Annotated in this window: 14 protein-coding genes and 1 riboswitch; of the genes, 7 read left to right on the top strand and 7 right to left on the bottom strand. The window is 68.1% G+C overall.

Going from position 1 to position 13749, the window contains the following annotated elements:
* The first annotated feature begins 11 nt into the window (after positions 1 to 11).
* From ABLE38_RS00605 to ABLE38_RS00595, 3 genes are read left to right on the top strand one after another with little or no spacing between them, the layout of a single operon-like run.
* Positions 12 to 1826 (top strand): M2 family metallopeptidase, encoded by a 1815-nt coding sequence (locus ABLE38_RS00605; RefSeq protein ID WP_348972237.1) that lies wholly within the window; start codon positions 12 to 14, stop codon positions 1824 to 1826.
* The gene (locus tag ABLE38_RS00600; RefSeq protein ID WP_348972236.1) at positions 1823 to 2389 is read left to right on the top strand and encodes a hypothetical protein; all 567 of its coding nucleotides are present in this window, start codon (positions 1823 to 1825) and stop codon (positions 2387 to 2389) included. Before ABLE38_RS00605 ends, ABLE38_RS00600 begins: the two co-directional genes overlap by 4 nt.
* Before the next feature lie 19 nt (positions 2390 to 2408).
* Entirely contained in the window at positions 2409 to 3155 is a 747-nt protein-coding gene (locus ABLE38_RS00595) for an SIMPL domain-containing protein (protein ID WP_348972235.1), read from the top strand.
* A gap of 74 nt (positions 3156 to 3229) precedes the next feature.
* On the opposite strand, the gene ABLE38_RS00590 is transcribed toward ABLE38_RS00595, so the two are convergent.
* The 4 genes from ABLE38_RS00590 to ABLE38_RS00575 form a co-directional block, all read right to left on the bottom strand.
* Positions 3230 to 3361, bottom strand: a complete 132-nt coding sequence (locus tag ABLE38_RS00590) for a hypothetical protein (RefSeq protein WP_348972234.1) — start codon at positions 3359 to 3361, stop codon at positions 3230 to 3232.
* Positions 3362 to 3439: 78 nt separating this feature from the next.
* Complete coding sequence (locus ABLE38_RS00585; RefSeq protein ID WP_348972233.1) at positions 3440 to 4885, bottom strand: AMP nucleosidase; 1446 nt, start codon at positions 4883 to 4885, stop codon at positions 3440 to 3442.
* 162 nt (positions 4886 to 5047) lie between these two features.
* Positions 5048 to 5344, bottom strand: a complete 297-nt coding sequence (locus ABLE38_RS00580) for a hypothetical protein (RefSeq protein WP_348972232.1) — start codon at positions 5342 to 5344, stop codon at positions 5048 to 5050.
* A gap of 71 nt (positions 5345 to 5415) precedes the next feature.
* Positions 5416 to 5898, bottom strand: coding sequence for a peroxiredoxin (locus ABLE38_RS00575; RefSeq protein WP_348974423.1), 483 nt, complete (start codon positions 5896 to 5898; stop codon positions 5416 to 5418).
* Between the two features lie 174 nt (positions 5899 to 6072).
* On the opposite strand from ABLE38_RS00575, the gene ABLE38_RS00570 reads away from it, so the two are divergent.
* Positions 6073 to 6633, top strand: coding sequence for a YqgE/AlgH family protein (locus ABLE38_RS00570; protein ID WP_348972231.1), 561 nt, complete (start codon positions 6073 to 6075; stop codon positions 6631 to 6633).
* On the top strand, positions 6630 to 7397 hold the full coding sequence (locus ABLE38_RS00565; protein WP_348972230.1) for a hypothetical protein: 768 nt from the start codon (positions 6630 to 6632) through the stop codon (positions 7395 to 7397). The genes ABLE38_RS00570 and ABLE38_RS00565 overlap by 4 nt, the downstream gene beginning before the upstream one ends.
* Before the next feature lie 9 nt (positions 7398 to 7406).
* Here ABLE38_RS00565 and ABLE38_RS00560 read toward each other — a convergent pair whose 3' ends face one another.
* Together ABLE38_RS00560 and ABLE38_RS00555 are read right to left on the bottom strand one after the other, a co-directional pair.
* Positions 7407 to 7961 carry a hypothetical protein gene (locus tag ABLE38_RS00560; protein ID WP_348972229.1) on the bottom strand — a complete coding sequence of 185 codons (555 nt, stop codon included), beginning with the start codon at positions 7959 to 7961 and terminating at the stop codon, positions 7407 to 7409.
* Between the two features lie 107 nt (positions 7962 to 8068).
* Positions 8069 to 8800, bottom strand: coding sequence for an acyl-CoA thioesterase (locus tag ABLE38_RS00555; RefSeq protein WP_348972228.1), 732 nt, complete (start codon positions 8798 to 8800; stop codon positions 8069 to 8071).
* 99 nt (positions 8801 to 8899) lie between these two features.
* Positions 8900 to 9094, bottom strand: a riboswitch (cobalamin riboswitch).
* A gap of 141 nt (positions 9095 to 9235) precedes the next feature.
* Here ABLE38_RS00555 and ahcY point away from each other — a divergent pair.
* Complete coding sequence (ahcY, locus tag ABLE38_RS00550; RefSeq protein WP_348972227.1) at positions 9236 to 10636, top strand: adenosylhomocysteinase; 1401 nt, start codon at positions 9236 to 9238, stop codon at positions 10634 to 10636.
* 106 nt (positions 10637 to 10742) lie between these two features.
* Entirely contained in the window at positions 10743 to 13082 is a 2340-nt protein-coding gene (locus tag ABLE38_RS00545) for a HAMP domain-containing sensor histidine kinase (protein ID WP_348972226.1), read from the top strand.
* A 166-nt stretch (positions 13083 to 13248) separates the two neighbouring features.
* Here ABLE38_RS00545 and ABLE38_RS00540 read toward each other — a convergent pair whose 3' ends face one another.
* Positions 13249 to 13713, bottom strand: a complete 465-nt coding sequence (locus ABLE38_RS00540) for a hypothetical protein (RefSeq protein WP_348972225.1) — start codon at positions 13711 to 13713, stop codon at positions 13249 to 13251.
* Between the last annotated feature and the right edge of the window lie 36 nt (positions 13714 to 13749).

The raw sequence follows: 13749 nt of genomic DNA, 5'->3' as shown, positions 1-13749 counted from the left end.
GGGGCCTTCCCATGATCCGTACCGGTATTTCGGCGCTCGCGCTTGCGGCCGCCCTCGTCGTCGCGCCTGCAAGTGCGCAGACCACCGCGCCCAGCGCCGCCGAGGCCAAGGCGTTCGTCGCCGATGCCGAGGCGAAGCTGTTCGCCCAGGGCGTGGTCGCGGCCCGCGCCGAGTGGGTCTACGACACCTATATCACCCAGGACACCGAGGCGATGACCGCCCGCGAGGCGGCGACGCTGACCAAGCTCCAGGTCGATCTCGCGCTCGGCGCGGCGAAATACGCCAATGTCGCCGGCCTCGACTATGACACCAGCCGCAAGCTCGGCATGCTGCGCAACAAGATCGTGCTGCCCGCCCCGGTGCGCACCGGCGCCGCGGACGAGCTCGCCGCGGTCTCGGCCAAGATCACCGGCATGTACGGCGCCGGCAAGGGCAGCCTCGACGGCAAGCCGATCAACGGCAGCGATATCGAGGCGGCGATGGGCGAGGTCCGCGATCCGGCCAAGCTCAAGGAGATGTGGACGAGCTGGAACGACAATGTCGGCGCGCCGATGCGCCCCGACTACGCCAAGCTGGTCACCATCTCGAACGAAGGCGCCAAGGGCCTCGGCTATGCCGATGTCGGCGCGATGTGGCGCTCGGGCTACGACATGGACCCCGATGCCTTCGCGGCGATGACCGACAAGATCTGGGACGACCTCAAGCCGCTCTACGTCGCGCTCCACACCTATGTCCGCCACAAGCTCAACGAGAAGTACGGCGACGCCGTCCAGCCCAAGACCGGCCCGATCCGCGCCGACCTGCTCGGCAACATGTGGGCGCAGGAATGGGGCAACATCTACGATATCGTCGCACCCGCGGGATCGGGCAGCGTCGGCTATGACGTCGGCGAGCTGCTCAAGGCCAAGGGCTATGACGCGCACAAGATGGTGCAGGCGGGCGAGGGCTTCTATTCCTCGCTCGGCTTCAAGCCGCTGCCCGAGACCTTCTGGCAGCGCTCGCAGTTCACCAAGCCGGCCGACCGCGAAGTCGTCTGCCACGCCTCGGCCTGGGACATCGACAATGTCGACGATCTGCGCGTCAAGATGTGCATCAAGGTCAATGCCGACGACTTCGTGACGATCCACCACGAGCTCGGCCACAATTATTACCAGCGCGCCTACAACCAGCAGTCGCCGCTCTATATCGACGGCGCGAACGACGGCTTCCACGAGGCGATCGGCGACTTCATCGCGCTGTCGATCACGCCCGACTATCTCGTCCAGATCGGCCTGCTCGACAAGGGCCAGATCCCGAGCGCCGACAAGGATACCGGCCTGCTGCTCCGCCAGGCGATGGACAAGGTCGCGTTCCTGCCCTTCGGCCTGCTCGTCGACAAATGGCGCTGGGGCGTGTTCTCGGGCCAGATCCCGACCAATGGCTACCAGGCCGGCTGGGACAGGCTGCGCCTGCAATACCAGGGCATCGTGCCGCCGGTGGCGCGCGACGAGACCCGCTTCGATCCGGGCGCCAAGTTCCACATCCCGGCGACGACGCCCTATACCCGCTACTTCCTCGCCCGCGTGCTCCAGTTCCAGTTCTACCAGGCGGCATGCAAGCAGGCCGGCTGGAAGGGCCCGCTCCACCGCTGTTCCTTCTATGGCAACAAGGAAGTCGGCGCGAAGCTGAACAAGATGCTGGCGATGGGCGCGTCCAAGCCCTGGCCCGATGCGCTGCAGGAATTCACCGGCACGCGCGAGATCTCGGGCAAGGCGATGGCCGAATATTTCGCGCCGCTGAAGAAGTGGCTCGACCAGCAGAACAAGGGCCAGCCCCAGGGGTGGTGAAGCGCGGCCTGGTCGCGGCACTGGCATTGGCCGGTGCCGCACCGGCTACCCCCGGCATTGACGGGTTCCGGGGCGGGCACGTGCGCTCGCCCGACGGGCGCTGGACGGTGTCGGCGGTGGCGGCCGATCCCGACAGGACGATGCGCACCACCGCCTGGCTGCAGGGCCCGGGCGTGCAGCATCGCCCGCTGACGCGCTTCGAGCGGTATCTCGACGTGCGATGGCTGCGCGATATCGGCAAGGTCATGCTGGTCGAGCGCACCACGCATTTCGCCCGGATCGCCCTTCGCACGCTTGGTCCCCGCGAGACCGGCCCGCGCGACCGGGTGCAGGCGGACATCGAGCAGGGGCTGGCCGGGCTTTCCCGCCTGGGGACAATCGAGAACCGGCGGATCGCCTTCGGCACGCTTGGCCGCGACACCTGCGTGCTGGCCGAAGAAAGCGGCTTGCCGCCGGGCAGGGCGGAAGGCAGCTTCATCGCGCGACGGGCGGCCTTCCGGCTCGATCTCGCCGCTGGCCGGGCGATCCGCATCCGCGCCTGTCCGAACGCCACGATCGACTGACAGTTTGAAGGGAAGAGCCATGATCAAATATGCCTTCGCGCTCGCACTGATCGCCGCGCCGGAAGCGGCGATGGCCCAGGCCGCGCCGGTCGTCGACGGGCCGGTGGTGGTCGAGATCCTCTCGGCCGGGCAGGTCGTGGTCCCGGCCAGGCGCTTCCGCTTCTCGGTCAAGGTCACCGGCAAGGGGGCGGACGAAAAGGCCGCCGAGGCCGCGCTGGCCGCCAACCGCGCCAAACTGATCCAGCTGCTCGCCGCGCAGGGCATCCGCGAAGGCCAGCCGATCGAGGGCGCCAGCGGCAACCCGCTGGCCAGCCTGTTTTCCGCGTTCAGCGGCCGCAGCAAGACCAGCTTCGCGATGGACATGGCGGCCGACGACAACGAGAAGCCGCAATCGACCGCCAGCGAGACGGTGTTCTTCGACGCACCCACCCGCGCCGCCGCGACCGGTGCCAAGGCGCTTGTCGAGAGCAACAACGGCAAGATGGATGCCGATGTGATCGCGCTGCTCGACGATTATGTCGGCCCCACCCGCCAGGCCAAGGCCGATGCCATCGCCAAGGCGCAGGGCGAGGCCGCCGCCTATGCCAGCACGCTGGGCCTCAAGCGCGCCGCGATCGCGCGGATCAGCGAGCGGCAGGACATCGTCGCCGGCTCGATGGGCTTCTTCCTCCAGATCATCGGCATGTTCGCGCCCAAGCAGGGCGCGGGATCGGACACGGTGACCGTATCGGCCAACCTGGCGATAGAGTTCCAGCTCAGCAAATAAGCGCGCTGGGGCGTACCTTTCTTCTCCCTCTCCCCTTTTGGGGAGAGGGCCAGATGCCAGCGATGCGCCGAGCCTCAGGCCGGCGGATCGCTGTCCGGGATCATGCCTTCGTCGGCGATCTGCGCGTCCCATTCGGCGGAGCTGTCGGTGCCGTCGGCCTGGTGGGCGTGGGGCTGCTCTTCCTGCTGGTCTTCGGGGTCGATCATCGTCCGTCTCCTCAAGAAGGTTCAACGCACCAGCGCTAGCACGGGGTGCGCGTCTTGCGTCACCCCCATGCGGGTAGCTTAGCGGAACGGCGGCTCGTTGAACGCGCGCAGCTTGCGCGAGTGGAGGCGGGGGCCTTCGCGGCGCAGCTCCTCGCAGGTCTCGATGCCGATCTTCAGATGCTCGGCGATCGCGCGCTCGTAGAACAGGTTGGCCTGGCCGGGCAGCTTGAGCTCGCCGTGAAGCGGCTTGTCCGAGACGCAGAGCAGGGTGCCGTAGGGAACCCTGAATCGATAGCCCTGGGCGGCCAGCGTCGCGCTCTCCATGTCGATGCCCACAGCCCGGCTCAGCGAGAAGCGCAGCGCCGACTTGGAGTAGCGCAGCTCCCAGTTGCGGTCGTCGGTGGTGACGATCGTGCCGGTGCGCAGCCGCTGCTTGAGCTCCTCGCCGGACTGGCCTGAAACCGTCTCCGCCGCGCGGGCGAGCGCAAGCTGCACTTCGGCGATGGCGGGGATCGGGATCTCGGGGGGCAGCACATCGTCCATGATGTGATCGTCGCGCAGATAGGCGTGGGCGAGCACATAGTCGCCGATCCGCTGGCTCGGGCGCAGGCCGCCGCAATGGCCGATCATCAGCCACGCCTCGGGGCGCAGCACCGCGAGGTGATCGGTGATCGTCTTCGCGTTGGAGGGCCCCACGCCGATATTGACCAGGGTGATGCCGGTGCCGTCCTTGGCCATCAGGTGATAGGCGGGCATCTGGTGCCGCCGCCAGGCCGAGGTGTCGTTGAGCAGCCGGTCGGTATCGTCGCCGGCTTCGACCAGCACGCCGCCCGCGCCCGAGACGCCGGTGAAGCGGCTGCCGTCGCCCAGTTGGTCGACCGCCCAGCGGACGAACTCGTCGACATAGCGGTGATAGTTGGTGAACAGGATATATTGCTGGAAATGCTCGACCGGCGTGCCGGTATAGTGCCGCAGCCGGGCCAGCGAGAAATCGGTGCGCAGCCCGTCGAACAGCGCCAGCGGGCGCGTGTCGTCCACCGACATCCACAGCCCGTCGGCGATCTCGTCGCCGATATGCGCCAGCTCGGTCGCGGGGAAATGGCGGCCCAGCTCGGTGACCGAGATCTGGTCCATCGCCGCGATGTGGCCGGGATCGAGCACATAGGGGAAGGGGATCTCCTGCCGCCCGGCGACGGCATGGACCTCGACGTCGTAATCCTCGATCAGGAAGGTCAGCTGCTCGGTGAGGTAGCGGCTGAACATCGCCGGGCGGGTGACCGAGATGCGATATTCGCCTTCCTCGACCAGCCGGCCGAACGAGCGGCGCGGGGTGGGGCGGTTGCGGTCGTTGCCGCCGCGATAGGTGACGCGCAGCTCGGGATAGGCGAAGCTGCCATCGGCACGATCCTCCGGCGCCGGCGGCGTGCCGTCGAGGATGTAGCGGTTCAGAGCGGCTTTGAGGCGATCGACCGAGGCATTGTAGAGGCGCTCGAGGTCGGCGACGATATCGGAAGCTTGAGTCATCTTTGACGGCTAATGCGCAAAGATGACGCTGGCAAGACCACACATAGTAAGCCCCTCCCCTTCAGGGGAGGGGTTGGGGTGGGGCAGAAATCGCGAGCGATGGTCTCGATGCGACATTCCCATCCCAACCCCTCCCCCCAACGAGGAGGGGCTTTTAGGGGCTTACTTCTTGCTCTTGGCCGCCGGCTTGGCGGGCTCGCTGCCCAGTTGCGTGGCGGCATAGGCGGCACCGCCCACCGCAGCGGCAACGCCGGCGGCGATGCCGGCTGCAGCGATCGGGTGTTCCTTCACCGCGGCGACGGTGGCGTCCACTGCATCGCCGATCACTTCCTGTGCCTGGGCAAGGAAGCTCTTGGCCTGCTCGGTCGCCTCTTCGAGCGTGGTCGGGATGCTGGTCCCGGTGTCGTTGCCCGTGCTGTTGCTGGTGCTGTTGGCAGTCGTGGTATCGGTCTCGGCCATGACGGTCCCTTTCTGAAAAGCTCGCCGAATCAACTCGGCGAGCCTCTCACGGTTCCGTTACGGCCTCGAACTTAGAGCTGGCCGAGCAGATAATCGGCCGAGCTGACTTCGAACTGGCCCGGTGCCTCGACGTTGAGTTGCTCGACCACGCCGTCATTGACCAGCATCGAGAAGCGCTGGCCGCGCGTGCCCATGCCGAACTTCGATCCGTCCATGGTCAGGCCCAGCGCCTTGGGGAAGTCGCCATTGCCGTCGGCGAGCATCGTCACCTTGCCCTCGACGCCGCTGGCCTTGCCCCATGCGCCCATCACGAACGCGTCGTTGACTGCGGTGCAGGCGATCTCGTCCACGCCCTTGGCGAGGATCTCGTCGGCCTTCTCGACGAAGCCCGGCAGGTGCTTGGCCGAGCAGGTCGGGGTGAAGGCACCCGGCACCGAGAACAGCGCAACCTTGCGGCCGGCGAAATAGTCGTCCGAGCTGATCTGCTCGGGGCCGCCCTCCGTCACCTTGACGAAAGTGATGCTGGGGATGCGGTCGCCAACCTGGATGGTCATCATGCGTTCTCCTGCCCTCAACCCCGTTCGGGCTGAGCTTGTCGAAGCCCCGTACTTTCTTCCGCGCCTTTGGGAAAGGCGGAATGGGCCTTCGGCAAGCGCAGGGCGAAGGGCGATTGCCGTTCGATTTTCAAGCGTGGCGGAGCCGAAACGGTGCGGCTACGTTGATCGGCCATGGACTCGACGCCTTTCCTCACCGGACAATTCCTCCTCGCCATGCCGGGCATCGGCGATCCGCGCTTCGATCACGCGGTGATCGCGATGTGCGCGCATGACCAGGAGGGCGCGCTCGGCATCGGCATCGGCGACACGATCGAGGGGCTGAGCCTGCACGACCTGCTCAAGCAGTTCGAGATCGATCCCGGCCTCGCGCCCGACGGGCCGGTCCATTTCGGCGGTCCGGTGGAGCCGCGACGCGGCTTCGTCCTCCATTCGCCCGATTGGGGCGGGCAGGACACGATCAACGTCGGCGGGCGCTGGGCGCTGTCCGGCACGGTCGACGTGCTGCGCGCGATCGCCGACGGCACCGGCCCGTCCAAATATCTCATCGCGCTCGGCTATGCCGGCTGGGGCGAGGGCCAGCTCGACAACGAGATGGCGCGGCACGGCTGGTTCAACACCGCCGGCACGCCCGACCTGATCTACGACATCGATGCCGAGGACCGCTGGGCAGTCGCCTTTGCCGGGGCGGGGATCGATCCCCGGATGCTGGCGAACAGCGCGGGGACGGCATGATCCGCGCGGCGCTGGTGCTGGCGCTGCTCGCCGGGGGTGCGGCGGCGCCCCAAGCCAAGCAGAGCGCCACACTCGACCTGGCCAAGCCGTTCGCTACGCGTGCGCCCTGGCGGCTGACCGTCGTCCAGGGGCCGGATTCCGTCGACGTCGCCGACAATCCCGAGCCCGGGGCGCTCACCCTGTGCCTCAGCCGGGATGGGGGACGTAGCTGCAGCCCGGACCTCTCCCAGGCGCTCCACGTGGGGCCGGCGCCCGACCTGTTCGACGTACCGCACTATCTGGAGAGCGCGCGCATCGTGCATCCAGCTGGCGGGCGGGCGCTGTTGCTCGTGCAGCTCGCGAGCGTGCACAGCGGCAATGGCGACCAGCGCGTCTCGACCCAGCTGCTCGCCTATGACCGCGCGAAGGACGCGTTCGTCTCCGTCTATGCCAGGCGTGCGGGGCGCAACAACAACCAGGAGGTCCGCTACGTGGCGGGCGGCCCGCTTCAGGGCGCGATGATCTCCGCCGAGCCGACCGATGACAAGCCGTTCGGCTACTGGATCACCGTCAGCAAGCCCGATTCCGCGCTGCGCTACACCCAGGCCCTGCGCTATCGCAGCGCGACCCATTATGGCGATGGCAATCCGCTCGCGGTGATCGACTCCGAAATGCCCAATATCGAGCGCCGGCTCGGCCTGTGGCGCCCGGGCATGAAGCTTCCGCTCCCCGCCAGGGGCTGCGCCAGGCCGCATCTGGTGAACACCGTCCTCTGGTGCGACTGAGCCGTTCGATCAGTGCGTCTGCGGCAGCGGCGGCGCCTCGTCGTCGCCGCGGACATAGACCTTGCCCTGGGGCCCGTCCGGCGCATTGATCCGCACCAGCGTGTCCTGGTGCGGCGAGGAGCAGAAGCTGGCGGTGCCGGTCACGTCCACCTTCGCATGGGTGTCCCGCTGGCGCAGCACGAAGCGCACCGGCAGGGCGCAGGTCTCGGCATTGCCGGTCTTGAAGCGCAGCGTCGCCCGTTCCGGGGGCAGCGGCTCGCCGAACTGGTTGCCGCTCCAGAAGGGATGCTTCCCCGGCTTGGCCGAATCGACATAGAAGCCGATCACGTCATAGTCGCTCGTCTGGTTGACGATCACCATGCAGCCGAGATTCCAGCAATTCTGCCTCACCTGCTCGGGAGCATTGCGCTTCGCCTCGGCCCAGGCCCGGGCGGCGGCCTCCGGATTGCCGTGATCGGGAACGTCCCCGGCGCTGCTCACCTCCTCCGCTGCCGCGCCCTGTGCGGCGGCGGGCAAGGTCCAGGCGAGCGAGAGGAACAACGCGGACGCTACAATTTTGAACATGGGGAACTCGCGGGCGTGAGGAAGGATATGCAACGATCCTGCCCCGGCCCGATCCTTTCGTCACGGGCCGAAACTTGGGGTACCAAAGCTCCGCACTCCGCTTCCGTCTAGGTCGTGGCGGGCGCGGTCGCAACCATCACGAACTCCGCCGAGGCCGCGCGCCGGCGCGCGCCGCTGAGCAGGTCCTCCGCCCATAGCTCGACCCGCACCCGCTGCGAGCGGTTGCCGCGCATCGTCACCCGGGCGGCCAGCTCGATCATCTCGCCCTCGCGGATCGGCGTGGTGAAGTCGACGCGCTCGGAGGCGGCCATCACCATCACCTTGCGCGTATCCCGCGTCGCCGCGATGAACGCCGCCTTGCCCAGCATCCGCAGCGCCTCGCCGCCGAACAGCGTGCCGTAATGGTTGGTCTGGGGCGGGAAGACCATGTCGGCCATGCGCAGCACGTCGGCGGGTTCGGGCTCCGGCTCGGCCGGCGCGAGCGGCGGCAGCGGCCCGCCCGCCGGCGCGACCAGCGTGAAGCGCCCGCGCGTGCACAGCCGCCGCTCGCCGCTGAGCAGCGCCTCGGCGACCAGCTCGACCTCGACGTCGAGCGAGCGCGTGCCGACGCGGACGACGCGGCCCGTCGCCTCGATCAGCTCGCCCTTCAGCGCCGGCGCGGCGAAGTCGATCCGCTCGGAGGCGGCGGTGACGAAGGCGGCGCGGCCGTGGCGCGAGGCGGCGAGGAACGCGACCTTGTCCATATGCGCCAGCGCGACCCCGCCGAACAAGGTACCGTGGTGGTTGGTGTCGCCGGGGAACACCATGTCGATGAGGCGGACGGGGGAAGGAATGGTCATGATCTGCAAACCCGGTTGGGCGGGGCGAGCATGGACACCGGCGCGCGCGGCGCATCGCTGGCCGCGGCATGCAAGCGACCAGACCGGGCACCCCGCCGGTGGACGATATCGCGCCGAGGCAGGTCTCCTGGCTCGCGGGTCAGCGCGGACGATCCGTCTTCCCAAGGGCGCGCCCTCAGTGACATGCTGGATCGCCGCTCGCCGCTCACAGTTGCGGGGGCAGCGCCGGGCTCGCACCGGCTTCCCGTCTTAGCTTCCGGGCCGGCCGGAAGAACCTCGACGCCCTGAGCATCCGCCCCGCGGGACGCCCCGTCAAGCGACATATAAAGATATCTTTATATTCGGAATTGCGCCCGCGCGGCGAAGCGGCTAGGGCGCGCGCATCGCGGCCGGCGATTCCCGGCGCGCAACTGATTCACATCTGGAGACAGACAAGTGGCTACCGTGCTCGACAAGGATTACGTCGTTAAGGACATCTCGCTCGCTGATTTCGGCCGCGCCGAGATCAACATCGCCGAGACCGAGATGCCCGGCCTGATGGCGCTCCGCTCGGAGTTCGGCGCGTCGCAGCCGCTCGCGGGCGCACGCATCACCGGCTCGCTCCACATGACGATCCAGACCGCGGTGCTGATCGAGACGCTGACCGCGCTCGGCGCCAAGGTCCGCTGGGCGACCTGCAACATCTACTCGACGCAGGACCACGCCGCCGCCGCCATCGCCGCGTCGGGCGTGCCGGTGTTCGCGATCAAGGGCGAGAGCCTGGCCGAATATTGGGACTATGTCGGCTCGATCTTCGATTGGGGCGACGAGACCTGCAACATGATCCTCGACGACGGCGGCGACGCGACGATGTTCGCGCTGTGGGGCGCCAAGCTCGAGGCCGGCCAGTCGTTCGGCGAGCCGGAGAATGACGAGGAAGTCGAGATGCAGCGCGCGGTGAAGGAATTCATCAAGCGCAAGCCGGGCTACCTCACCGAGACGGTGAAGAACATCAAGGGCGTCTCGGAAGAGACCACCACCGGCGTCCACCGCCTCTATCACATCGCCAAGAAGGGCGAGCTCCCGTTCCCGGCGATCAACGTCAACGACAGCGTCACCAAGTCGAAGTTCGACAACCTCTATGGCTGCAAGGAATCGCTGGTCGACGCGATCCGCCGCGGCACCGACGTGATGCTCGCCGGCAAGGTCGCCACCGTCGCCGGCTTCGGCGATGTCGGCAAGGGCTCGGCCGCGTCGCTGCGCAATGGCGGCGCCCGCGTGCTCGTCACCGAGATCGATCCGATCTGCGCGCTGCAGGCGGCGATGGAAGGCTATGAAGTCGTGACGATGGAAGAGGCGGTCACCCGCTCGGACATCTTCGTCACCGCCACCGGCAACGCCGACGTCATCACCGCCGAGCACATGGCCGGCATGAAGAACATGGCGATCGTCTGCAACATCGGCCACTTCGACAGCGAGATTCAGATCTCGGGCCTGTCGAACTACAAGTGGACCGAAGTGAAGCCGCAGGTCGACCTGGTCGAGTTCCCGGACGGCAAGCAGATCATCATCCTGTCGAAGGGCCGCCTGGTGAACCTCGGCAACGCGACCGGCCACCCGTCGTTCGTGATGTCGTCGTCCTTCACCAACCAGACGCTCGCCCAGATCGAGCTGTGGACCAAGTCGGAAACCTACGGCAACGACGTCTACGTCCTGCCGAAGCACCTCGACGAGAAGGTCGCCGAGCTCCACCTCGAGAAGCTGGGCGTCAAGCTCACCAAGCTCTCGAAGAAGCAGGCCGATTATATCGGCGTGCCGGTCGAGGGCCCGTTCAAGCCGGATCACTATCGCTACTGATCCGCTGCGAAGCGAAAAAAGGAAGGGCCCGGCCGCAAGCCGGGCCCTTTTCGTTTGGCGACAAACTGGCCTAAGGGATTGGGATGATCCCCCGGAGCGGCGCGCTTTGATCCATATCACGCAATCGGCTGCGGTGATCGCAGGCGCCGCGCTTGCGCTGCTCGTGATCGGCGGCGTCTGGGCGCTGTTCGCCGGCCTGCGCGCGCGCGCCGAAGCCGCCGGCATCGCCGAGACCAATGCCCAGCTCGGCGCCCTGGTCAGCGGCTCGCCCGCCCAGGCGATGCTGATCCGCGCCGATGGCCGGATCGAGCTGCCGCGCCGCCTTGGCGACTGGCTCGGCCTGCAGGACCTGCCGCGCGCGGTCGAGGATCTGAGCGGCAAGGATGCCGGGCTGCTGCCCGAGGATGCCGATGCGCTCGCCGTCCATGTCGCCGCCGCGCAAAAGGCCGGCAAGCCGTTCAGCCTCTCGGTCCGCGCCCGCGGCTCCGAGCGCGCGCTGCTGGTGATCGGCGAGCGCGCGCCGCAGGCGGTCAACGCGCCGGGCGGCGTCGTCCTCTGGTTCCTCGACGCGACCGAGAGCCAGTCCGAGATCAACCGCCTCCAGCGCGAGGCCACGCGCCTGCGCGCCGCGTTCGATGCGCTCACCGCGCTGATCGAGGCGTCGCCGATGCCGATGTGGTATCGCGGCGCCGATCTGCGCCTGCTGATGGTCAATTCGGCCTATGTCGCCGCGGTCGAGGGCAAGGATGCCGAGGACGTCGTCGCCCGCGGGCTCGAGCTGGTCGAAGGGGTCGGCATGGGCGGGCCGCTCGCCAATGCCGCGATCGCGCGCGATACCGGCGAGCCGCAGACCGCGGCGATGCCCGCGACGATCGGCGGCACCCGCCGCATGCTGCGCCTGCACGACATGCCGCTCTCCACTGGCGGCGTCGCCGGCTTCGCGGTCGATGTCGAGGAGCTCGAGCAGGCGCGCGGCGGCCTCAAGCGCTTCGCCCAGGCCCAGCGCGCGATGCTCGACAAGATCTCGTCGGGCGTGGCGCAGTTCGGCGCCGATCGCAGCCTGATCTTCTCCAACCAGCCCTTCCGCCGCATGTTCGCGGTGAAGAACGAGTGGCTGGCCGATCGCCCCGAATTCGATCGCGTGCTCGATCGCATGCGCGAGGCCAATCGCCTGCCTGAGGTGCGCGACTATCCGGCATGGAAGGCGGAGCGGCGCGAATGGTTCGTCTCGCCCGACGCGGTCGAGGAGACGTGGAGCGTCGGCGCCACCCATCTGCGCGTCGTCGCCCAGCCGCTGCCCGAGGGCGGGCTGCTGCTGCTGTTCGAGGACCAGACCCAGCAGTTCGAGCTGCAGCGCGAGCATGGCGAGATGCAGCAGGTGCGCACCGCCACGCTGGAAAGCCTGGCCGAGGCGGTCGCCGTGTTCGGCAAGGGCCGGCTGCAGCTGTGGAACCGCAAGTTCCGCCAGGTCTGGGATTTCGAGGACGCCTTCCTCGACGGCCATCCCCAGGTCCAGCAGCTCGTCCGCGCCGCCGGGCCGAAGCTCGCCAAGGCCTCGCGCGCCGACATCATCGGCGACCTGATCCGCATCGCCGCGCAGGACCGCCAGTCGCGCGGGAGCAGCATCGCCTTTGCCGATGGCCGCCATTTCGACATCACCGCGGTGCCGCTGCCCGACGGCAATGCGCTGGTGACGATGCTCGACACCACCGATCACCACCGCGCCGAGCGGGCCTTGAGCGCCCGCAACGAGGCGCTGGAGGCGGCCGACCGCGTCAAGACCTCGTTCCTCGCCAATATGAGCTACGAGCTGCGCACCCCGCTCACGTCGATCAAGGGCTTTGCCGAGATGCTCGACGGCGGCTTTGCGGGCCCGCTGAGCGAGAGCGGCCGCGAATATGCCGAGGCGATCCTGGTCTCGGTCGAGCGGCTCGGCGTGCTGATCGACGATGTGCTCGATCTCACGCAGAACGAAGGCACGCCGCTCGAAAAGGCGCCGGTCGATATCGAGATCGCCGCGCACAACGCCGCCGAGGCGGTCGCGCCGCTCGCCAAGGCCAAGGGGATCGAGCTGGTGGTCGAGGATGCCGGCAGCGCGGGCAGCATCACCGGCGATCCGCGCCGCATCCGCCAGATCATCGAGCATCTGCTGCGCCACGCCGTCGCGGCGACGCCCGAGCAGGGCAGGGTGCTGCTCCATCTCGACGGCAACAGCCGCGTCGCCCGCGTCATCGTCTCGGACAATGGCCCGGGCATGAGCCGCGAGGCGGCGGCCAGCGCCTTCGATCGCTTCGCCCAGTTCGGCAACGCCCGCGGCGGCGACCGCGCGACCGGGCTCGGCCTCCCCCTCGCCAAGCAGTTCGTCGAGGCGCATCGCGGCCGGATCGAGCTGATCTCCGAACCGGGCGAAGGCACGCTGGTAACGGTGGAATTGCCGCGCAAGTGAACGATGTTCCCCTCCCTGCAAGGGAGGGGTTAGGGGTGGGTTAGAAAAGGTCGGGCTCGATGCCCGGCCTTTTCTGCTTCACCGGCCGGCCGGCTGGGCGGCCCCGGCTTCGCCGGGGCCGCAACCCACCCCCAGCCCCTCCCTTGCAGGGAGGGGAGAACAAGCCTCAGTCCTCCACCGGGCACTCCGGCGCACCCGCATTCGAATATTCCGGCGCCGAGTTCACCAGCCAGCCGCTCCGCTTTTCCTGTGCGTCCACATCCGACGGGATCAGCGCCCATTGCTGGCGCGTGCACTGGCCGGCCAGCGTGCCGCCCGGCCCGAACGGGCAATGCACCTTCACCGACACGAAATAGCCGACATCGCTGGTCGTGCCGCGGTAGAGATAGTCGACCGCGTCGCCCGTGTCGGTGCGGCTCGGCGCGCGGTAGTAGCAATGCCTGAAATGCGCGATCCGCCCGTCGATCTCGTCGCGCGTGCTGCCGGCGGGGGCGGAGAGGACATAGCGGTCGAGCCCCTCCAGCGAGACGTCGCCGATCAGGTCCTGGCTGAAGAAATAGAAGGGGATGAATGCGGCTAGCAGGATCCGGTCGATCCAGCGGGCGGTGGGAGATCGCACTTCCTCGTCCATGGCTGCGCATTCTCGCAGATCTTCGTCAACGAAGTG

It is taken from the genome of Sphingomonas sp. KR3-1 (assembly GCF_040049295.1).
Classification (GTDB): domain Bacteria; phylum Pseudomonadota; class Alphaproteobacteria; order Sphingomonadales; family Sphingomonadaceae; genus Sphingomonas.
Note: the sequence above shows the minus strand (reverse complement) of the source record. Positions and strands in the feature narration are given on the sequence as shown.

What these genes read in the sequence shown, in the direction of transcription:
- ABLE38_RS00580 (WP_348972232.1), bottom strand. Translation starts at nt 5,344, where the DNA reads ATGGCCGAGACCGATACCACGACTGCCAACAGCACCAGCAACAGCACG.
- ABLE38_RS00605 (WP_348972237.1), top strand. Translation starts at nt 12, where the DNA reads ATGATCCGTACCGGTATTTCGGCGCTCGCGCTTGCGGCCGCCCTCGTC.
- ABLE38_RS00585 (WP_348972233.1), bottom strand. Translation starts at nt 4,885, where the DNA reads ATGACTCAAGCTTCCGATATCGTCGCCGACCTCGAGCGCCTCTACAAT.
- ABLE38_RS00575 (WP_348974423.1), bottom strand. Translation starts at nt 5,898, where the DNA reads ATGACCATCCAGGTTGGCGACCGCATCCCCAGCATCACTTTCGTCAAG.
- ABLE38_RS00540 (WP_348972225.1), bottom strand. Translation starts at nt 13,713, where the DNA reads ATGGACGAGGAAGTGCGATCTCCCACCGCCCGCTGGATCGACCGGATC.
- ABLE38_RS00595 (WP_348972235.1), top strand. Translation starts at nt 2,409, where the DNA reads ATGATCAAATATGCCTTCGCGCTCGCACTGATCGCCGCGCCGGAAGCG.
- ABLE38_RS00590 (WP_348972234.1), bottom strand. Translation starts at nt 3,361, where the DNA reads ATGATCGACCCCGAAGACCAGCAGGAAGAGCAGCCCCACGCCCACCAG.
- ABLE38_RS00560 (WP_348972229.1), bottom strand. Translation starts at nt 7,961, where the DNA reads ATGTTCAAAATTGTAGCGTCCGCGTTGTTCCTCTCGCTCGCCTGGACC.
- ABLE38_RS00570 (WP_348972231.1), top strand. Translation starts at nt 6,073, where the DNA reads ATGGACTCGACGCCTTTCCTCACCGGACAATTCCTCCTCGCCATGCCG.
- ABLE38_RS00555 (WP_348972228.1), bottom strand. Translation starts at nt 8,800, where the DNA reads ATGACCATTCCTTCCCCCGTCCGCCTCATCGACATGGTGTTCCCCGGC.
- ABLE38_RS00565 (WP_348972230.1), top strand. Translation starts at nt 6,630, where the DNA reads ATGATCCGCGCGGCGCTGGTGCTGGCGCTGCTCGCCGGGGGTGCGGCG.